This is a genomic window from Rhizobium acidisoli (assembly GCF_002531755.2).
GTDB lineage: Bacteria > Pseudomonadota > Alphaproteobacteria > Rhizobiales > Rhizobiaceae > Rhizobium > Rhizobium acidisoli.
This window is the reverse complement of record NZ_CP035002.1, coordinates 567,834-588,228: the sequence shown is the minus strand read 5'-3', so window position 1 is coordinate 588,228 and position 20,395 is coordinate 567,834. Positions and strand designations below refer to the sequence as shown.

Genomic DNA, 20,395 nt, shown 5'->3' with positions numbered 1-20,395 from the left:
CCTAGTGCCGCTCGATGGCGACAGCCGTCGCCTCGCCGCCGCCGATGCAGAGCGCGGCCATGCCGCGCTTCAGTCCGTATCGCTGCAGCGCCGAGAGCAGCGTCACCAAAATCCGGCCCCCCGATGCGCCGATCGGATGGCCGAGCGCGCAGGCGCCGCCATGCACGTTGACCTTTTCATGCGGCAGGTCGAGATCGCGCATCGCCGCCATGGCGACGACGGCGAAAGCCTCGTTAATTTCGAAGAGATCGACGTCGAAAAGCGCCAGGCCGGTCCGGGCGGAGAGCTTCTGCATCGCGCCGATCGGCGCGGTGGCGAAAAGGTTGGGTGCCTGCGAATGCGTGGCGTGGCCGAGGATCGTGGCGAGCGGCGTCAGGCCGCGACGCTCCGCCTCGGAGCGGCGCATCAGCACCAGGGCTGCCGCGCCATCGGAGATCGAGCTGGAATTGGCCGCAGTCACCGTGCCGCCGTCGCGAAAAGCCGGTTTCAGCGTCGGGATCTTGTCGAGCCTGGCCTTCCCCGGCTGTTCGTCGCGGTTCGCCACCTGTGCGGCTCTGCCCACCGTAACCGGCACGATCTCGCTTTCGAAACAGCCGTCGGCGATCGCCTTCTGCGCCCGCGTCAGAGAGGCGATGGCGTAGTTGTCCTGCGCCTCGCGCGTGAACTGATAGGCCTCGGCGCAATCCTCCGCGAAGCTGCCCATCAAGCGCCCCTTGTCATAAGCATCCTCCAGCCCGTCGAGGAACATGTGATCCACGACACGCCCATGGCCGAGCCTGTAGCCGGCGCGGGCTCGATCAAGGAGATAGGGCGCATTCGTCATGCTTTCCATGCCGCCGGCGACGGCCAGCGAAGCGCTGCCGGCGGCGATCAGGTCATGCGCCATCATGACAGCCTTCATGCCGGAACCGCACATCTTGTTGACGGTGCTCGCCGCGGTCGCAAAGGGCAGACCGGCATGGATGGCCGCCTGACGCGCCGGCGCCTGCCCCTGCCCCGCCGGCAGTACGCAACCGAAGACGACCTCCTCGATCGCCTCGGCTTCGACCCGGCTGCGCTCGAGCGCTGCGCGGATCGCCGCGGCTCCGAGCTCCGGCGCTGTCGCCTCCTTCAGCTCTCCCTGAAAGCTGCCGATCGGGGTGCGCGCCGCCCCGACGATGACGATGGGGTCCTGCAATGCCATATTTCCTCCTCGGGCGACGCTCACCGCGCACCCATCCGCAATGCGCCGTCGAGGCGGATGACCTCGCCGTTCAGCATGTTGTTTTCAAAGATATGGCGCACCAGCCCGGCAAATTCCGCCGGCCGGCCGAGCCGCGGCGGAAACGGCACGCTCTTGCCGAGTGCGACTTGTACCTCGTCCGGCATGCCGGCCATCATCGGCGTCTCGAAAATGCCGGGGGCGATCGAGACGACGCGAATGCCGTAACGGGCAAGCTCGCGGGCAATAGGCAAGGTCATCGCCGCCACCCCGCCCTTGGAGGCAGCATAGGCCGCCTGGCCGATCTGCCCCTCGAAGGCGGCGACCGAGGCCGTATTGACGATGACGCCGCGTTCGCCTTCGCCATCCGGCTCCGCATTCTGGATCGCGGCGGCGGCAAGCCTGATCATGTTGAACGTGCCGATGAGATTGATGCCGATGGTGCGCGCAAAACTCTCCAGCCGGTGCGGCCCGTCGCGGCCGATCACCTTTTCGGCCGGCGCGACACCGGCGCAGTTCACCAATCCGCGCAAGCCGCCGAAAGCTTCGACCGCAGCCGCAACCACTGCCGCTGCCGCCTCGCCATCGGTCACATCCGCCTTAACGAAGCGCGCGTCGCTGCCGAATTGTCGGGCGACCTCTTCGCCCGCTTCGGTATTGAGATCGACAATCGTCACGCGCCCGCCGGCCTCGACGAGCGCACGCACCGTCGCCGCACCCAGTCCTGAGCCGCCGCCGGTGACGATGAAACTTGCTCCACGGATCAGCATCGATCTGTTCCTCCCCGGCCGGCCATGCCCTCTTCGAAGCGCAACCGGCAGGGATGATTTTATTCGCTCCACCTATTGCAAGCGATGACAGAACTGCTTCATTGTTTCGGCCAGTTTTGCTATAGAACGAGGATTGATATGGCCGAGATCGAGCGACGCATGATCGCGCCGGGTTTCGTCGAGGAAGCGCTCGACAGCCTGCGGCGGCTCGGCAAGCCGACGGAACCGATCCTTGCCCGCCTCGGCCTGCCGCCGGTCATCGACCAGCCGGTCTCAGCCGAGACCTATGGCGGGCTCTGGCTGGCGATCGCCGCCGAACTCGACGACGAATTCTTCGGCATGGGCGCGCGGCCGATGCGCAGCGGCAGCTTCACGCTGCTCTGTCATTGCGTGCTGCACGCGCCGACGCTCGGTCATGCGCTGCGCCGGGCGCTGCGCTTCCTCGATATCGTGCTCGACGATCCCTGCGGGCGGCTCGTCGTCCGCGACGGTCTTGCCGAGGTCGAACTCAGGGATGCCGGCGGCCCGCGTTCGCCTTTCGCCTACCGCACCTACTGGATCATCCTGAACGGCATCACCTGCTGGCTGGTCGGCCGGCGCATCCCGATCCGCCTCGTCGATTTCCGCTGCGCCGAGCCCGCGCAAGGCGCCGACTACCGGCTCTTCTTCGGTGCACCGGTGCGCTTTTCGCAAGCCATCAGCCGGTTCGGCTTCGACAGCGCCTTGCTCGCCCTGCCGGTGGCGCGCAGCGAACAGGCGCTTAAACAATTCCTGCGCGGCGCGCCCGCCAATATTCTGGTGCGTTACCGTTACGATGCCGGCATCGCCGCCGCCGTCCGCCGGCGCTTGAGCCAGGCCACACCCAATGCCTGGACGAGCTTCGCCGCCCTTGCCGCCGATATGCGCATGCCACCTTCGACGCTCCGCCACCGGCTGCATGACGAGGGGCAAAGCTATGCCGCCATCAAGGACGATATCCGCCGGGATCTCGCCGTCGACCTGCTGCTGAACACGCCAAAGACCATTGGTGAGATCGCCGTGCAGCTCGGTTATTCCGAACCCAGCGCCTTCTTCCGGGCCTTCCGGAAATGGATGGGCAAGAGTCCGGAGGCTTTCCGGCGGGAGGGGTCTGGGGAACAGGGCCGCGAGCGGTAAGATGAGATTCACGTCGGCACAGTCATAGAACGGCGCGACTGTTTGGCACTGGTCGTCCAACATACTCCCCTCATGCCTGTGCTTGTCACAGGCATCCAGCGCGCCCAAGTCCTTGGGCGCAAGAGACTCGCCTACGAAGAGCAATGAGTCATTCACCGCGCCGACGCGCGGCGGCTGGATGCCTGTGACAAGCACAGGCATGAGGGTGGCACGGTTAGGCGCCTCACACTTCCCCCGGGCGAAACTCATGGCTCATCGTCGTAGCCTTCACCCTTCGCCAGCCGCTCGATCGCTTCGCCGAACAAGTCGGCATGTTCGTCCGGCATCTCCGAGAGGTGATGGGCGCCACGCGGGTCCATGCCACTGCGCATCCGCTCGTAATGTTCATAGCTCATCAGCACGAAACGTGGCTTGTTGTGCCGGGTAAGAACGATCGGCTCCCGACTCGCAGCATCGGTGACATCGCCGACCTGCTTGTTGAGATCCCCTGTCGTGAATTGTCGCATGATAAACCTCCGGCTTTAATTCCATATATTCCATATTTTCAAGAAAACAGCACAGCGTCGATGGGATGGCTCTCAGCCGCATCCAAATCAGAGACACTTTGAACCTTCCGCAACCCGCGCTACATATTCCAACGGGAGGAGTGCCATGTTTGATTTTTCGCTCGGCGACACCGCGGACGCGATCCGTGAAACGACGGCGCGGTTTGCGGCCGATCATATTGCTCCGCTGGCCGCGGAGATCGACGAAAGCAATATGTTTCCGCGCCAGCTCTGGCCCCGGATGGGAGCGCTCGGGCTGCATGGGATCACCGTCGAGGAAGAATTCGGCGGCGCCGGTCTCGGCTACCTCGAACATGTCGTCGCCATGGAGGAAGTCTCCCGCGCCTCGGCCTCGGTGGGCTTGAGCTACGGCGCCCATTCCAATCTCTGCGTCAACCAGATCCGCCGCTGGGCTTCGCCGGAACAGAAGCACCGCCATCTGCCGAAGCTGATCTCAGGCGAACATGTCGGCTCGCTCGCGATGTCGGAGGCTGGCGCGGGTTCCGATGTCGTCTCGATGCGCCTGCGGGCCGAGAAAAAGGGCGACCGCTATATCCTGAACGGCACCAAATTCTGGATCACCAATGCGCCGCATGCCGACGTGCTCGTCGTCTACGCCAAGACCGATCCCGCCGCCGGCCCCAAGGGCATTTCCGCCCTCATCATCGAAAAAGGTCTGCTCGGCTTCAGCGTCTCGAAGAAGCTCTCTAAGCTTGGGATGCGCGGCAGCGACACGGCCGAACTGGTGTTTGAGGATTGCGAGGTGCCGGCCGAGGCGCTGATGGGCCGGGAGGGGGAAGGCGTGAAGATCCTGATGTCCGGCCTCGATTACGAGCGCGCCGTGCTTGCCGGCGGTCCGCTCGGCATCATGCAGGCCTGCCTCGATGTCGTGCTGCCCTATGTGCGCGATCGCAAGCAGTTCGGCAAACCGATCGGCGATTTCCAGCTGATGCAGGCCAAGATCGCCGACATGTATGTCGCGCTGAATTCGGCGCGCGCTTATGTCTATTCCGTCGCCCGCGCTTGCGACGCCGGCCGGGGGACACGCACGGATGCGGCCGCCGCGATCCTCTTTGCCAGCGAGAATGCCGTGAAGGTTTCGCTGGAGGCGATCCAGGCGCTCGGCGGCGCTGGTTATACCAAGGAATGGCCGCTCGAGCGCTTCCTGCGCGATGCCAAGCTCTACGATATCGGCGCCGGCACCAACGAGATCCGCCGCTACCTGATCGGCCGGGAGCTCATTGCGTCATGACGGTGATTTCGACCGCGATCAACCGCGACAGCGACAGCTTCAAGGCCAATGCCGTCAAGAGCAGAACCCTGATCGACGAGCTCCACGCCCGTTCGGCGAAAGCGCGCGAGGGCGGATCGCAATCGGCACGCGAGCGCCACACAAGCAAGGGTAAACTCCTGCCGCGCGACCGCATCCAGTTGCTCCTCGATGCCGGCAGCCCCTTCCTGGAGATCGGCACGCTGGCCGCCAACGGCATGTATGGCGACGAGGCGCCGGGCGCCGGCATCATCGCTGGCATCGGCCGCGTTTCCGGCCGCGAGGTCATGATCGTCGCCAATGACGCGACGGTGAAGGGCGGCGCCTATTACCCGCTAACGGTGAAGAAACATCTGCGGGCGCAGGAGATCGCCCTGCAGAACCGGCTGCCCTGTCTCTATCTGGTCGATAGCGGCGGCGCCAATCTTCCGCATCAGGCCGAGGTCTTTCCCGACCGCGACCATTTCGGTGCAATCTTTTACCACCAGGCGCAAATGTCGGCCGAGGGAATCCCACAGATCGCCTGCGTGATGGGCAGTTGCACCGCCGGCGGCGCCTACGTGCCCGCCATGTCCGACGAGACGGTCATCGTGCGCAACCAGGGCACGATCTTCCTCGCCGGCCCACCGCTGGTGAAGGCCGCCACCGGCGAGATCATTTCGGCCGAAGAACTCGGCGGCGCCGAGACCCATGGCCGCCGCTCCGGTGTCGTCGATCATGTCGCCGAAAACGACGAACATGCGCTGTTGCTCATCCGCGATATCGCAGCCACCCTCAACAGCGTCAAATCCGTCGATATCGACCTCAAGCGACCGCAGCCGCCGAAACTCGATCCCGAAGATCTCTGCGGCCTCATCCCGGATGATGTGCGCTCGCCCTATGACGTGCGCGAAGTGATCGGCCGGATCGTCGACGGCTCGGAACTGCATGAGTTCAAGCCGCTCTACGGCACGACACTCGTCTGCGGCTTCGCCCGCATCTGGGGCATGCCGGTCGCCGTCATCGCCAATAACGGCGTGCTGTTTTCCGAAAGTGCGCTGAAAGGCGCGCATTTCATCGAGCTTGCCTGCCAGCGCCGGGTTCCCCTGCTCTTTCTGCAGAACATCTCCGGTTTCATGGTCGGCGGCCGCTATGAGGCCGGCGGCATCGCCAAGGATGGCGCGAAACTGGTCACCGCGGTTGCGACCGCGACCGTGCCGAAGGTCACCGTCATCATCGGCGGCAGCTTCGGCGCCGGCAATTACGGCATGTGCGGCCGCGCCTATCGCCCGCGCTTCCTCTTCACCTGGCCGAACAGCCGCATCAGCGTGATGGGCGGCGAGCAGGCGGCCTCGGTGCTTGCCACCATCCGCCGTGATGCGATGGAGGCGCGGGGAGAAGACTGGGCGGCCGATAAGGAAGAAGCCTTCAAGGCGCCGATCCGCGCCGGCTACGAGGCCGAGGGCAATCCCTATTATGCCACCGCCCGCCTCTGGGACGACGGCATCATCGACCCGCGCCAGACACGCGATGTGCTGGGCCTTGCCTTTTCCGCCTGCCTGAATGCGCCGATCCCGAAAGGGCCGCGATTCGGCCTGTTCAGGATGTGAGGCGGTGATGATGGAAAGCCTTCTCATCGCCAACAGGGGCGAAATCGCCCGCCGCATCATCCGCACCGCCAAGATGCTCGGCATTCGCACGATCGCCGTCTATTCCGAGGCCGATGCCGGCCTGCCCTTCGTGAGAGAGGCGGACGAGGCGATCGCCATCGGCCCATCGCCGGCGCGCGAAAGCTATCTCTCTGAGGCAAGAATCCTGGAGGCCGCCCGAAAAACCGGCGCTGCCGCGATCCATCCCGGTTACGGTTTCCTGTCGGAAAATGCCGAATTCGCCGAAGCGGTGGAAAAAGCCGGCATCATCTGGGTCGGGGCGCCTCCGGCAGCCATCCGGGCGATGGGGCTGAAGGACGCCGCCAAGGAATTGATGCAGGCAGCCGGCGTGCCCGTGACCCCCGGTTATCTCGGCCCGGACCAGAGCGAAGCAAGGCTTGCGGCCGAAGCCGATGCCATCGGTTATCCCGTACTCATCAAGGCGGTCGCCGGCGGCGGCGGCAAGGGCATGCGCCGCGTCGACCGCGCGCAGGATTTCGCCGACCATCTTGCCTCCTGCCGCCGCGAGGCCGCGGCCGCGTTCGGCGATGACCGCGTGCTGATCGAGCGCTATATCGCCAATCCGCGTCATATCGAGGTGCAGGTATTCGCCGACAAAGCAGGCAATTGCGTACATCTCTTCGAACGCGATTGTTCGCTGCAGCGCCGGCATCAAAAGGTGATCGAGGAGGCCCCTGCCCCCGGCCTCGATGCCGCCACTCGGGCAGCGATCTGCGATGCGGCGGTCAAAGCTGCAAGAGCGGTGAATTACGTCGGCGCCGGCACCATCGAATTCATCGCCGACGCCTCCCACAGCCTGCATCCCGACCGTATCTGGTTCATGGAAATGAACACGCGGCTGCAGGTGGAACATCCCGTTACCGAGGCGATAACAGGCGAGGATCTGGTCCTCTGGCAGTTGAAGGTCGCCAGCGGCGAGCCCCTGCCGAAAAGCCAGGACGAGATCGCCGTCAGCGGCTGGGCCTTCGAAGCCCGGCTCTATGCCGAAAATCCCGCCGCCGGCTACCTGCCCTCGACCGGCCGGCTCGACCATCTCAAACTCCCGACGTCCGTCCGCGTCGATAGCGGCATCGATGAGGGCGATGAGATCACCGCCTTTTACGATCCGATGATTGCCAAGATCATTGCACACGGGCCGAACCGCGAGGCAGCGCTGTCGAAGCTCGCAGCCGCCTGCGCCGGCATCGAGGTCTGGCCGGTCAGATCGAATGCCGGCCTTCTCGCCCGCATCGCCACTGATCTGGATTTTCGCGCTGCAAGGATCGATACCGGCTTCCTCGACCGCCACGGCGAAAGCCTTGTGGCGAGCGAGCCGGATGAAACTGTCGTCGACAGGGCAGCCGCGGCACTTTCGAAGGCTACGGATGGCGATCCCTGGTCCGCACTTTCCGGCTTCCGCATCGCTGCGACGCGCGACAGCCGCGTGCGCGTGCGCATCGACGGTCATCTCCATTGGGGGCGTGCGCGCGCCGGCCTCAAAGCAAAGACGATCGAGATCGACGACACGATGGTGCTCTTCGATGCCGGCAATGCCTGGTCGATCGGCCTGCCGAAGGCGAGCGAAATCGAGGCAAATCACGGCGTGGGCGATGGCGCCATCCTGTCACCCATGCCCGGCCTCGTCATCTCGGTGGATGTCGCCGAAGGCGACCCTGTCGCCAAGGGGGACCGCCTGCTGGCGGTCGAAGCCATGAAGATGGAACATTCGCTGCGGGCGCCCTTCGACGGCATCGTCGGCAAATTGCAGGTTTCCCCGGGTGTCCGCGTCTCGGAAAATCAGCTGGTCGCCAGCGTCATGAAGGGAGAGGAGTGATGGCCGGCCGCTATTTCGACGAATGGACGGTCGGCGACCGCATCGCCCACGAAATCCGCCGGACGGTCACCGAGACCGACAATCTGCTGTTTTCGACGCTCTCCCACAATCCGCAGCCGCTGCATCTCGATGCCGAATATGCAGCCGGCACCGAATTCGGCCGGATCGTCGTCAACGGCACCTTCACCTTTGCGCTCACCGTCGGCCTTTCGGTCGGCGACACCACGCTCGGCACGCTCGTCGCCAATCTCGGCTACGACAAGGTGACGATGCCGAAGCCGGTTTTTATCGGCGATACGCTCAGGGTAGAAACCGAGGTGACGGAGCTGCGCCGCTCGAACTCCCGCCCCAACGCCGGCATCGTCACCTTCCGGCACATCACCCTCAACCAGCGCGATGAGATCGTCTGTCAGTGCCTGCGCACGGCGATGCTGAAGGTGAAGCTGTCATGAGGCTGCGCTCGCTGCTCTTTGCGCCCGGCGACCGGCCGGACCGTTTCGAAAAGGCGCTCGCCTCGGGCGCCGATGCCGTCATTCTCGATCTGGAAGATTCGGTTTCGCCTGCGAATAAACCGAGGGCACGAGAAAACGTGCACGAGTTCGCTCTGCGCCATTCCGGCGAGACCGCTCTCCTGATCCGCATCAATCCCCTCGCCTCGCCTGAATTCGAAGACGACCTTGCCGCCCTGACCGGCCTTCATCCCTTCGCCCTCATGCTGCCGAAGGCCGAGGGCGCCGCTTCCGTGCTGAAGCTCGCAAACTCCCTCGCATCGGCTATTCCCATCCTGCCGATCGCAACGGAAACGCCGTCCGCTATCTTCGAGATCGGCAGCTACCGGGAGGTTTCGGCCAGTCTCTGCGGCCTGACCTGGGGGGCCGAGGATCTGCCGGCCGCGATGGGGGCGACAACCGCGCGGAGAACCGATGGCCGGTATACGCCGCCTTACGAGCTTGCCCGTTCGCTCACGCTGTTCGCAGCACATGCAGCCGTCGTTCCGGCGATCGAAACCGTCTATCCCGAATTCCGCGATCTCAACGGTTTGAGGGCCTATGCCGGCCGCGGCCGGCGCGACGGTTTTTCCGGCATGATGGCCATCCATCCGAGCCAGATCGAGACGATCAACCACGCCTTCACACCGGATGCGTCCGAAATCGCCTGGGCCGAGAAAGTCGCCGCCGCCTTTGCCGCCAGCCCCGACGCCGGCGTCATCCAGCTTGACGGGCGCATGCTTGACCTACCGCACCTCAAGCTCGCGCTCCGCCTTCTGAAGAGCGCCGGACAATAGCCTCCGCCGATCAGCCCGACTTTTCGGTCGGCTTGGAGGCGACCTGCTGCGGCTCGAGGTAACCGGCGCCGATGGCGACGTAGAGGTCGACATAGTCCTTGGCGACCTGCTGCACCGTGGCGGCAAGGCTTGCCTCGGCATCGGAGACCGAACGCTGCGCCTCCAGGACATCGAGCAGCGACGAAGCGCCGTCCTTGTAGCTCGCGGTCGAAAGCGCCAGCGATTCCTGCGACGTCTGCACCTGCCGGCGCAGCGGCTCCAGCGTCTGCGTGTCGCGGCGCACCGCCGTCAGCGCATTTTCGACCTCTTCGACGCCGTTCAGCACCGCCGCCTTCCAGGCGAGATACTGGGTTTTCGCGTCGGATTTCTCGATATCGACATTGGCGCGCAATGTGCCGCCGTCGAACATCGGCAGGTTGAGCGAGGGCCCGAAGGACCAGCTGGTCAGACTTGCGCCTTTGGCGCCCGATGATTTGACCCAGCTCGGCGAGATCGAGCCGGAGAGCGTGATCGACGGGTAGAGCTGGGCTTCGGCTGCGCCGATATCGGCAACGGCGGCCGCCAGGTCGCGTTCGGCCTTGCGAATATCCGGACGATTGCGGATCAGATCGGCCGGAATGCCGGCGCGAATGTCGCCGCGGAAGACCGGTTGACCGGCACTATTCTGAAGCTCCCCCATCAGCGAAGATGCCGGCATTCCGAGCAGCGTGGCAATGTGATGGGCCGATTCCGTGAAGCTCTTTTCCAGCCCGGGAATATCCGCCTTCGTCGACTGCACCAGGCCTTCGGCCTGAACGACATCGAGGCGGGAGGCCGCGCCGGCTTTCAATTGCAGCTGCGTCAATTCGTAAGTCTGCTGGCGGGATTTCACACTCGCCTGCGAAAGGGCGATGCGCTCCTGGTAATAGCGGGCGTCGATATAGCTCTCGACGAGATCTTTCAGAAAAGTGAGCTTGGCATTGTCGGCCGTCGCATAGGCGGCCCCCAACGAGGCAATTGCGCTCTCCCTGGAGCGACGATACTGGCCGAAGAAATCGAGCAGCCAGGAGAGGCTGGCCTCCCCGCCCGTCGTGTTCGTGGTGCCGACCGTCGTGCGCAGCCGGCCCTTCTCGGCGGATAATGTGTGCGATGCATCGACAGTCAGGCTCGGCAAGCCGCCGGCGCCGGCAACCGTGACATTGGCTGAAGCCGCGTTGATGCTTTCGAGCGCCTGCAGCACGTCGAGGTGCTCGCTGAGGCCATGCGCCACCAGGCCGTCGAGCCGCTTGTCGCGATAGGCCGTCCACCACTCGGCCGTCACGACATTGCCGTTGCTCTTATTGCCCCCTTCTTCGAATTTGGCCGGAAGCGGCATTTGCGGGGGTACATGATCCGGGCCGCTGACGCAGCCTGTCAGCAGAAGCGTCAGTGCGGATGCGGCGTAGCGGAGGGATGATGGTCTTGTGCGAAGCGACGTACTCACGGGCGAGCCTTCTGAACCGGGATCGTGGGTTCAGGCTTAGCGAGACCAGCGTTAATGGCGGTTAAGAAACTGTAAAGTTAGGTAAAATCCGGCACCTCCCGTCGAGCGGTCCAAATCAGGCTTCATCGCCGGCCGAACCGTAGGGCATCGGCCGCCTCGGAAGCTCCAGCGTGATCGCCAGGCCGCCGGCCTCCGGCAGCGAGGCATGCACGCGCCCGCCATGACGCTCGATCGCCTGCCGGGTGATGGCAAGACCCAGGCCGTATCCGCCTCTCGGCACGGCGTCTTTGCCGCGGGAAAACGGCTGGAAGATACGTTCGAGTTCGTCACGGCCGACGCCCGGCCCCTGATCCCCAACGCGGATCGTAAGGCGGTCGGACCCTACGTCGCAGGATACTGATATGCGCGAATGTTCGGCCGTATATTTGACGGCGTTGCGGACGACGTTTTCGAGCGCCCTGTAGATCAGTTCGCCTTCGACCTCGGCCCGGAAGATACCGTCGACACTCGTCGTGATCGCAACCTCGCGGGCCTGGGCTTCGAATGCCGCATCGCCGAGGATTTCATTCAGCAGCTCGATGACGTCGAGGGTCTGCGTCTTCAGCGGCCGGCCGGATCCTGCCGTCAGCCTGGCGAGGGTGAGAACCTCGCCCACCAGCGTATCGAGCCGTTCGACCTCCCGGTCCATACGGTCGAGCATGGCGCCGAGTTTGGCCGGGCTTTGCCTGAGAACGCCGACAGCAGCCTGCAGGCGTGACAAAGGCGAACGCAGTTCATGGGAGACGTCGTGGAACAGCCTCTGCTGCGCATCCTGGAGTTCCTGAAGTCGGGCGGCGCTCGCATCGAAATCATAAGCAAGCGCCGTCACCTCATCCTTTCGGCCAGCCATTTTGTCGCCAATGCGAAAATCGAAGCGGCCATGAGCAAGCGCGCTCAGGCCGTCGCGCAGATGCACGACGGGGCGAATGAGGTATCGCGCCAATGCGCCGGCTGCGATCGTGCTGGCGATCAGGATGGTGATCCAAGGCATGAACGGACCAAGATTGTCGAAGATGGAACTGGCCGGGGCCGACACGGAAAGCCGGTAGCAGACGCCATCCTTCAGCACGGATCGGGTGGTCACCGTGTTCTTCGCAGCGCAGGCTTCGGCTTCCGCAGGCTTCGAAAGGCTGAGGCCGAGCGGCTGCGTCTTCTCGCTTGTGCTGACGAAACGGGCAGCGGCGTCTTCGCCCTCCTGAACCAGAATATTTGCGGTCAGGTTCAGCACCAGCACCCGCCGCTCCTGTTCGAGCTCGCCTGCGAAGGGAACCGCCTGAAGCAGTTTGACGATCAGGATGATGACAGCGAGGCTTGCCGCCAGCGTCAGCCAGATGATCCTGAAGAATTTCCAGAAAAGCCGGGGCATGGTCAGTCCACGAGAAGTTGATAGCCCTGACCGCGGACTGACTGGATCCAGGATTGTCCGTCCTCCCGCAGTCCGAGCTTCTGGCGAACGCTGCTGATATGAACGTCGATACGCCGGTCGAACGGCGTGAGCGGCTTGCCGAAGGCCCGCTTTGAAATATCCTGCTTCGACACCAGTTGGCCGGCGCTGCGGGCGAGAACCTCGAGCAGGCTGAATTCGGTGCCGGTCAGTTCCAAGGTCTCGCCGCGCCATTCGGCATTTCTGCTACCGGAGTGGATCACCAGCTGCCCTGCCCTGATCGTGTCGGTCGATGCGCCGGCTGCCGGTTGCCCCGCGCGACGCAGGATGGCGCGTAGCCTCGCCGCCAATTCACCCGGCGAACATGGCTTCGGCACATAATCGTCGGCACCGAGATTGAGACCCGATATCCTGTCCACGTCATCGCCTCTTGCGGTCAGCATCAGAACGGGGACTTGGCTCAGTTTCCGGATCCTCTGCAAAACTTCGATCCCGTTCATCCGGGGCATCATGATGTCGAGCACGATGATATCGACCGTATTGCCGGCGGCAGCGGCAATGGCAGCGCGACCGTCGGTATCGGTTACGACGTCATACCCTTCTTCGATCAGATATTCCTGCAGAAGCGTCGTCAGCTCGGCATCGTCGTCGATGAGGAGAACCTTGTTCATTCACTTCGCCCGTCATTAGAACAGGATGATTTTAGGTCGGGTTGGCGGCCTCAAATCTGAATCCTGTTCTACATAAGAGTTAGAGCATGATGTCTTGAGAAACCCGCCCATACTTTTCGGCATCATGCTCGAATCCCGGCAGCCATACAGCACATGCACGCTCGCGCGGCCAAGTTTTACCCAACTTAACACTAACTTGACCGCACTTAACGTTCGCCCCGTTACTTATCCTGCCATGACATCGACGCGAGCCGGGATCGGATTGCCGTGCATGAGCCGCAATCCGTCATCGAGTTGATCGCGGATCGGGAAAAGGCAGCGATGCCTTTGACCACAAGGAGTGATCGTTGAGAAAACCATTCAGGCTAGGCGCCGCCGCTCTCGTTGCGGCCGCGCTTTTCTTCCCCCTGCGCAATGCCGCGGCCGAACAGGCGGCAGCACCCGCTCTTACCGTCTCCCTGACAACACCGGCGCAGCGGGACTGGCCGGAGACCGTTCCGGCAAGCGGCTGGCTGAAGCCTTGGCAGGAAGCCATCATCGCCTCCGAAACCGGCGGCCTGCGCATAACCGATGTCCTGGTCGACGTCGGCTCCGTGGTCACGAAGGGACAGACGCTCGTCCAGCTTTCGAAGGAGAGCGTGCTCGCCGATCTTCGCAAGCAGGAGGCCGCCGTCGAGAACGCCAAGGCAAGTCTGTCGAAGGCCAAGGCCAATGCCGACCGGGCGCGGCAGCTGCAACCTTCCGGCGCGCTTTCCGACGAGAAGATCGTCGAATATCTGGCCGATGAGCAGACGGCAACGGCAAGTCTTGCATCCGAAGAAGCCGCGCTCGACAGCGAAAAGATCAAGCTTGCGCAGACGACGATCACGGCCGTCGACGACGGCGTGATCACGTCGCGTTCAGCCAATCTCGGCGCCGTCGTCTCCGCCGGCACCGAGCTGTTTCGCATGGTTCGCCAGCAGCGTGTCGAATGGCAGGCCGAAGTGTCGGCACGTTACCTCCCGCGCATTTCCGAAGGCTTGAGCGTCAGGATCAACGGACCGGACGGCCAGGTCATCGACGGCAAGGTGAGACTTGTCGGGCCTTCGGTCAGCACCGATACCAGCCGGGCAATCGTCTATGTGGCGCTTCCCACCGGCGTCCGGCCGCGCACCGGTCTCTATGTCACCGGCAATATCGAATTGCAGACGTCGCCGGCGCTGACCGTTCCCGAGACCGCGATCGTGTTCCGGGACGGCATCAGTTACCTCTTCACTTCAGGTGAGGATCAGCGGGTCAAAAAGGTCAGGGTGGAAACCGGTCGCCGCAACAATGGCGAGGTTGAAATCGTCTCGGGGATCGATCGATCGGCGAAAGTGGTGAACTCGGGTGGCGCGTTCCTGTCCGACAACGACCTCGTGAAGATTGCGGAGACGAACTGATGAACTTCTCAGCCTGGTCGATCCGCAACCCCGTACCGGCGATATTGCTGTTTGTGATGCTGACAGCCGGCGGGCTCTTGGCCTTCAAGCAGCTGCCGATCCAGAATTTCCCCGACATGGATCTTCCCACGATCAACGTCACCGCGACGCTCGACGGCGCGGCGCCGACGCAGCTCGAAACCGAGGTTGCCCGCACCATCGAGGACAGTCTTGCCGCGCTCAGCTATCTCGATCACATCACCACGACGATCACGGACGGCACCGTTTCGGTCAAGGTCTCCTTCAAGCTGGAAAAAGACAGCGAAACGGCCCTGAACGAAGTCCGCAATGCCGTCGACAGTGTCAAGGGCGACCTGCCGGCGCAGATGGAATCACCAAGCGTCACCAAGGTCACCGTACAGAGCTCCGCGCTGGTCACCTATGCCGTCGGCTCGACCGCTCTCAATGAGACCGAGCTTTCCTGGTTCGTCGACAATGATCTGACCAAGGCGCTGCTTTCGGTGCCCGGTGTCGGGCAAGTCAACCGCATCGGCGGCATCGACCGCGAGGTGCACGTGGATCTCGATCCCGCGACGATGGCCTCGCTCGGCGTCACCGCCGCCACCGTATCGTCGCAGCTAAAGGCCGTGCAAACGGATACGTCGGGCGGCCTCGGCGAAATCGGCGGCACCCGCCAGACCTTGCGCACGCTCGGCGCGCTGCCATCGGTCGAGGCGCTGAAGGGGCTGAAAATCCCACTCGCCAACGGCCAGCAGGTTCGCCTCGACGACGTCGCATCCATCAGCGACAGCTTCGCCGAGCGCTCCTCGATGGCCTATCTCGACGGCAAGCCGGTGATCGCGGTCGAGATCAAGCGCTCGAACGGATTTTCCGACAGCGGTGTTGCCGCCGATGTGGACAAGGCGATCAGGGAGTTCGCCGGCAAGCATTCCAACGTTGAGATCGACGAGGCTTACAGCACGATCGGCCCGATCATCGGCAACTATGATGGTTCGATGCACATGCTCTACGAAGGCGCGATCCTGGCGATCATCGTCGTCTGGCTTTTCCTCCGGGACTGGCGGGCAACGATCCTCTCGGCCGTGGCGCTGCCCTTGTCCGTCATACCGACCTTCCTAGTCATGTATCTCGCCGACTTCAGCCTGAATATCGTCACGCTGCTTGCGCTGTCGCTCGTGGTCGGCATTCTCGTCGACGATGCCATCGTCGAGATCGAGAACATCGCCCGGCACCTGCAGATGGGCAAGGGGCCGATCGATGCCGCCCTCGAAGCGGCCAACGAGATCGGACTTGCCGTCATCGCAACAACCTTCACGCTGGTCTCGGTCTTCCTGCCGACGGCGTTCATGAGCGGCATACCGGGCCTTATTTTCCGCCAGTTCGGCATCACCGCTGCCGTCGCCGTGCTTGCCTCGCTCGTGGTCGCGCGCCTGCTGACGCCGATGATGGCCGCCTATTTCATGAAGGCCCATCCGACCGAGGAAAAGGACGGCCGGATCATGCGTGCCTATATATCAATCGTGAAGGCCGCCATGCACCGCAGGAAGACGACCGTGGCCGTCACCGCCGTCGTCGTCGCGCTCTCGCTTTCGACTATTCCCCTGTTGAAATCGGGCTTCCTGCCCGCGTCCGACGACGCGCGGACCCAGATCACGCTGACCATGCAGCCGGGCGCCACCATCGAGCAGACCGACGCCACCAGCAGGAAGGCCGCAGATATCATCGGCAAGCTTCCCGACGTGACCCATGTCTTTTCCGCCGTCGGTTCGGTGTCCTCGGGCGGCGGTCCCGACGCCGGCACCACGAGCGATGTCGGATCGGCGACGATCGTCGCCGTGCTGCCGCCCATCGACGAGCGCAATCGCAAGCAGTCGGAAATCGAAAACGACATCCGGCAGGCGCTTTCCGTCCTCCCCGGCGTGCGTGTAGAGGTCGGCGGCGGCGGCAATGGCACGAAGCTCGAGATCACGCTGGCTGGCGACGATGCAAATGTCCTCGACAGCGCCAGTACGGCGCTCGAGGAGCAGCTCCGCTCACTGCAGGGCATCGGAGCGGTGACATCGACTGCAGCGAGGCAAGCGCCCGAGATCCAGATCACGCCCGACTTTGCGCGCAGCGCCGCACTCGGGGTCACGTCGAGCGCCATCGCCGAGGCCGTGCGCGTGGCGACCAACGGCGAATATTCCGCCGACCTCCCGAAGCTCAACCTGCCTCAGCGGCAGATTCCGATCGTCGTCCGCTTCTCGCCCGAGGCGCGCACCAATCTGGACGACATCAAGAACATGCGGGTGGCGGGAACCAACGGCAACGTCGATCTCGGATCGATCGCCGATGTGAGGATCGGGGGCAGCCCGTCGGAGATCGACCGGATCGACCGGATGCGCAATGTCACCCTTTCCGTCGAGCTCAACGGCCGCATCCTCGGCGACGTCAACCGCGAAGCGCAGGCGCTGCCGGCACTTCGTCATCTGCCCTCGGGCGTCACCCTGGTCAACCAGGGCGAACTTCAGCGCAGTTCGGAGCTGTTCCAGAGTTTCGGGCTGGCGATGGCGATCGGCGTGTTCTGCATCTATGCGGTCATGGTGCTGCTCTTCCACGATTTCCTCCAGCCGCTGACGCTTCTGATGGCGCTGCCGCTCTCGCTCGGCGGCGCGTTGGTGCCGCTGGTGGTGACCGGAACGAGCTTCTCCATGCCTGTTGTCATCGGCCTGCTCATGCTGATGGGCGTGGTGACGAAGAACTCCATCCTGCTCATCGAATATGCGATCATGTCGCGTCAGCGTGGCATGTCGAGATTCGACGCCTTGGTGGATGCCTGCCACAAGCGCGCACGGCCGATCGTCATGACCACGATCGCCATGGCCTCGGGCATGCTGCCGGCGGCACTCAGCCTGATGGGCGGCGATTCCAGCTTCCGCCAGCCGATGGCGATCGTGGTGATCGGCGGCGTGGTGATGTCGACGCTACTCAGCCTCATCGTCATCCCCGTCATCTTCACTTTCGTCGACGATCTCGAACAGATCCTCAAACGCGCCCTGCGTCGGATCGGACTGGCCGAGGACATCGCCGGGGATAAACCGCATGCGTCCAACGATCACGCCGCGGTCGCCTTCCAGCCTGAGATTTCGAAACGGGGACAAGCTCAGAGATGATGCCCCACAGGTGATGGGGCAGACGCTGCCCCACCGCGCAAGGCCGGCGACGGCACCCTCTTCGGTCTCGTTCCCCTCCCCCGGGAACAAGACCGCGGGACGTGTTCCCCCGCAGGCGGCCACAAGCCGCCTGCGCGTCCTGCTATCCGCGGTTAAGGTGCAGCTACCTGAGCGGGCGTCTCTCATCCCGTCCGCTCAGGAGAATGGCTCGGTCGGCCCGGCCGCCGGCCTGGTGAACCAGCGCGGTCCTTCGGCGGTCATATAGATATGGTCTTCCAGGCGGATCCCGAATTTTTCGGGAAAGACGATCATCGGCTCGTTGGAAAAACACATGCCGGCGGCAAGCGGCGTGTGATTGCCGCGAACGACGTACGGCTCCTCGTGGATCTCGAGCCCGAGGCCGTGACCGGCGCGATGCGGCAATCCCGGCAGTCGGTAGTCGGGGCCAAGAGAATGTTTGGCAAGCACCTTGCGGGCGGCATCGTCGAGGCTGGAGCAGGCGGCGCCGATGCGGGCGGCATCAAAGACAGCCTGTTGCGCCTCGCGTTCGATCCACCAGGCGCGCTCGAAGGCGCTGTTGCCACCGTTCAGCATATAGGTTCTGGTGATATCGGAATGATAACCGTCGATCCGGCAACCGGTATCGACGAGAATGACGTCGTCGTCGCCAAGGATTTGATCGCCGTCGGCGCCGTGCGGAAGCGAGGTCGCCGCGCCGAAGGAGACGATGCAGAAAGTCGAGCCGGCATCGGCGTCGGCCTGGCGATGCCGGCGATCGATGAAATCGACCACCTCGGATGAGCTGATGCCCGGCTTCAGCAGCGCATGCACCTGCCGGTGGACCTCGAGCGTCAGGTTCATCGCATATTGAATGAGCGCGATCTCCACGGGTGATTTGATGCGGCGCAGGCCGCGGATCACCCGGCCGCCATCGGCAAGCCTGTCGGCGCCCATCGCCGCTGCCAACGCATGATAGAAGAACAACGGCAGGCCATCGTCGAGGGCGAGCCTACCGCCCTGCACGATAAGACGGGAGATGAGCGCGGCGCTGCTTTCCTCCTCTTCCCAGACCAGGATTTCTCCCGGCAGATGCGGCAGCGTTTCGACACGGCTGCGCTCGAAACCGGGAACGATGTAGAAAACGGCCGTCGGCGTGACCAGTGCGCCGAGGAACCTTTCGCTCGGATGCCAGACGAGGCCGGTGAAATAGCGCAGGCTTTCGGTCGGGCCGAGAAGCACGCCGGCCAGCCCTTCGGCGTCGATCGCTTCCCGAAGACCGGCGAGGCGGATCTGCCGTTCGTCCTCGGTGATGCGGGGTACGGGGTGCTGCCACGACATGTTCGTTTTCCTGTTTTAAATTAAAAAGTTAGACATGATGTCGTCCGAAAACCGGTCACACTTTTCGGCATCATATTTTTAGCGGACCGACGGAGCCGGTCTTAACGTCAGCCCTGTTTTGTGCCTTCGGAGCGCTCAAGGCTGCCGCGGCTGACCAGAGACGGTATCTGGAGAATATGCTCGGGGGCGGTGCGGCCTTCTATTCTGGAAATGAGGGTCCGGGTTGCGACCTGACCGAGTTCCCTGCCCGACTGATCGATGCTTGCGAGATTGACGAGTCCGAGGGCTGCGGTCGACGAATTGTCATATCCGATGACCGCGAGGTCCTCGGGCACGCGCACGCCCGTCTCCATTGCCAGGCTCAGCAGCGTGATCGCGTCGAGATCGCTCCAGCAGAACACGGCACGCGGCCTGTCCTTCCGCGACAGGAACTTTCGCATCGCGGCCTCCCGCTTCGGCGAGGCGATCGGAATTTTGCCGATCGGTGCGGAGGCGCCGAGCCCGCCGCGCTGCATCGCCCGGCGGTAGCCGATCTCACGCTGGCGGACGACCGACACCGCATGCCCCTCGCGCTCGCCGAGACTGAGCATTTCGATGTCGCGATAGCCGCAGGCGAGCAGCGCTTCCACCGCGATCTCCGCTCCGCGCTGATCGTCGGCATTGACGGTGTCGAAGGCCGTGGCGCCGGCATCGTGATAACCGACCGCGACGATCGGGATCTCCACCGCGAACCTTGCGATGATCTCCGAGGGCAAGCGCGGGGCAACGAGGATCAGGCCGTCCATCTTGTAGTCGATCATCGATTCGATCAGCGACGTCTCCAGTTGCACGCGCGCATCGCTGACGCCGATCATCGCCTGATAATGCGAAGGCGCCAGCACCGCGTTGACGCCGGCGATCACCTCCGGGAGGAAAGGATTGCGGATGTCGATCAGCAGCACGCCGATGGTGAAACTGCGGCCGCGCAGGCCCCGCGCTGCCCGCGAGGGCCTATAGCCGAGGGCCTCGATGGCGTCGGTCACCCTGGCGCGCAGCGCTTCGCTGACGCCGTAGGCGTTTCGCATCACCTTGGAAACCGCTGCGACCGAGACGCCTGCATGGGTTGCCACTGTCCGGATCGTCACGCGATCGTTTCGTTGCGGCTTTTGTTTGTCTTCGACTGACATGGACTCTCTGGCTTGCGGCCGCGAGCCGTCAACAATCGCCCGCGGAACCACCATGGCAGACTGGCGATGAAATT

General features: G+C 63.8%; 16 protein-coding genes. 8 read left to right on the top strand and 8 right to left on the bottom strand.

The genetic code is table 11. The annotated features are described in order from the left end of the window. Position 1: 1 nt before the first annotated feature. Together CO657_RS35160 and CO657_RS35155 are read right to left on the bottom strand one after the other, a co-directional pair. A complete protein-coding gene (locus tag CO657_RS35160) occupies positions 2-1,183 on the bottom strand; it encodes an acetyl-CoA C-acyltransferase (protein WP_054185195.1) in 1,182 nt (393 codons plus the stop codon). 20 nt (positions 1,184-1,203) lie between these two features. Further along, positions 1,204-1,971, bottom strand: a complete 768-nt coding sequence (locus CO657_RS35155; RefSeq protein WP_054185194.1) for a 3-hydroxyacyl-CoA dehydrogenase — start codon at positions 1,969-1,971, stop codon at positions 1,204-1,206. Positions 1,972-2,055: 84 nt separating this feature from the next. On the opposite strand from CO657_RS35155, the gene CO657_RS35150 reads away from it, so the two are divergent. Next, the gene (locus CO657_RS35150; RefSeq protein ID WP_054185193.1) at positions 2,056-3,126 is read left to right on the top strand and encodes an AraC family transcriptional regulator; all 1,071 of its coding nucleotides are present in this window, start codon (positions 2,056-2,058) and stop codon (positions 3,124-3,126) included. 245 nt (positions 3,127-3,371) lie between these two features. Here the strand turns inward: CO657_RS35150 and CO657_RS35145 are convergent, their stop codons facing one another. Further along, positions 3,372-3,632 carry a type II toxin-antitoxin system Phd/YefM family antitoxin gene (locus CO657_RS35145; protein WP_054185192.1) on the bottom strand — a complete coding sequence of 87 codons (261 nt, stop codon included), beginning with the start codon at positions 3,630-3,632 and terminating at the stop codon, positions 3,372-3,374. A gap of 145 nt (positions 3,633-3,777) precedes the next feature. Here CO657_RS35145 and CO657_RS35140 point away from each other — a divergent pair, with 145 nt between their 5' ends. Genes CO657_RS35140 through CO657_RS35120 form a run of 5 tightly spaced genes read left to right on the top strand, consistent with a single transcriptional unit; the run spans position 3,778 to position 9,688 of the window. Further along, the gene (locus tag CO657_RS35140; RefSeq protein WP_054185191.1) at positions 3,778-4,923 is read left to right on the top strand and encodes an isovaleryl-CoA dehydrogenase; all 1,146 of its coding nucleotides are present in this window, start codon (positions 3,778-3,780) and stop codon (positions 4,921-4,923) included. Beyond that, positions 4,920-6,530: a carboxyl transferase domain-containing protein gene (locus CO657_RS35135; RefSeq protein WP_054185190.1), complete on the top strand. Its 1,611-nt coding sequence runs from the start codon at positions 4,920-4,922 to the stop codon at positions 6,528-6,530. The genes CO657_RS35140 and CO657_RS35135 overlap by 4 nt, the downstream gene beginning before the upstream one ends. A gap of 7 nt (positions 6,531-6,537) precedes the next feature. Further along, a complete protein-coding gene (locus CO657_RS35130; protein ID WP_054185189.1) occupies positions 6,538-8,403 on the top strand; it encodes an acetyl/propionyl/methylcrotonyl-CoA carboxylase subunit alpha in 1,866 nt (621 codons plus the stop codon). Then, entirely contained in the window at positions 8,403-8,855 is a 453-nt protein-coding gene (locus CO657_RS35125) for a MaoC family dehydratase (RefSeq protein ID WP_054185188.1), read from the top strand. Before CO657_RS35130 ends, CO657_RS35125 begins: the two co-directional genes overlap by 1 nt. Beyond that, positions 8,852-9,688, top strand: a complete 837-nt coding sequence (locus tag CO657_RS35120) for an HpcH/HpaI aldolase/citrate lyase family protein (RefSeq protein WP_054185187.1) — start codon at positions 8,852-8,854, stop codon at positions 9,686-9,688. Before CO657_RS35125 ends, CO657_RS35120 begins: the two co-directional genes overlap by 4 nt. A 10-nt stretch (positions 9,689-9,698) precedes the next feature. On the opposite strand, the gene CO657_RS35115 is transcribed toward CO657_RS35120, so the two are convergent. The 3 genes from CO657_RS35115 to CO657_RS35105 all read right to left on the bottom strand — a co-directional run bounded on the left by CO657_RS35115 (position 9,699) and on the right by CO657_RS35105 (position 13,244). Then, complete coding sequence (locus CO657_RS35115) at positions 9,699-11,150, bottom strand: efflux transporter outer membrane subunit (RefSeq protein ID WP_054185186.1); 1,452 nt, start codon at positions 11,148-11,150, stop codon at positions 9,699-9,701. Positions 11,151-11,265: 115 nt separating this feature from the next. After that, positions 11,266-12,555, bottom strand: coding sequence for a HAMP domain-containing sensor histidine kinase (locus CO657_RS35110; protein ID WP_054185185.1), 1,290 nt, complete (start codon positions 12,553-12,555; stop codon positions 11,266-11,268). A 2-nt stretch (positions 12,556-12,557) separates the two neighbouring features. Continuing rightward, positions 12,558-13,244 (bottom strand): response regulator, encoded by a 687-nt coding sequence (locus tag CO657_RS35105; RefSeq protein ID WP_054185184.1) that lies wholly within the window; start codon positions 13,242-13,244, stop codon positions 12,558-12,560. A 347-nt stretch (positions 13,245-13,591) separates the two neighbouring features. Here CO657_RS35105 and CO657_RS35100 point away from each other — a divergent pair, with 347 nt between their 5' ends. Then, positions 13,592-14,665 carry an efflux RND transporter periplasmic adaptor subunit gene (locus CO657_RS35100; RefSeq protein WP_054185183.1) on the top strand — a complete coding sequence of 358 codons (1,074 nt, stop codon included), beginning with the start codon at positions 13,592-13,594 and terminating at the stop codon, positions 14,663-14,665. Further along, positions 14,665-17,817, top strand: coding sequence for an efflux RND transporter permease subunit (locus CO657_RS35095; protein ID WP_054185182.1), 3,153 nt, complete (start codon positions 14,665-14,667; stop codon positions 17,815-17,817). Before CO657_RS35100 ends, CO657_RS35095 begins: the two co-directional genes overlap by 1 nt. A gap of 195 nt (positions 17,818-18,012) precedes the next feature. Here CO657_RS35095 and CO657_RS35090 read toward each other — a convergent pair whose 3' ends face one another. Together CO657_RS35090 and CO657_RS35085 are read right to left on the bottom strand one after the other, a co-directional pair. Further along, the gene (locus CO657_RS35090) at positions 18,013-19,155 is read right to left on the bottom strand and encodes a M24 family metallopeptidase (protein ID WP_054185181.1); all 1,143 of its coding nucleotides are present in this window, start codon (positions 19,153-19,155) and stop codon (positions 18,013-18,015) included. 107 nt (positions 19,156-19,262) lie between these two features. Continuing rightward, positions 19,263-20,321, bottom strand: a complete 1,059-nt coding sequence (locus tag CO657_RS35085; protein WP_054185201.1) for a LacI family DNA-binding transcriptional regulator — start codon at positions 20,319-20,321, stop codon at positions 19,263-19,265. Positions 20,322-20,395 lie beyond the last annotated feature (74 nt).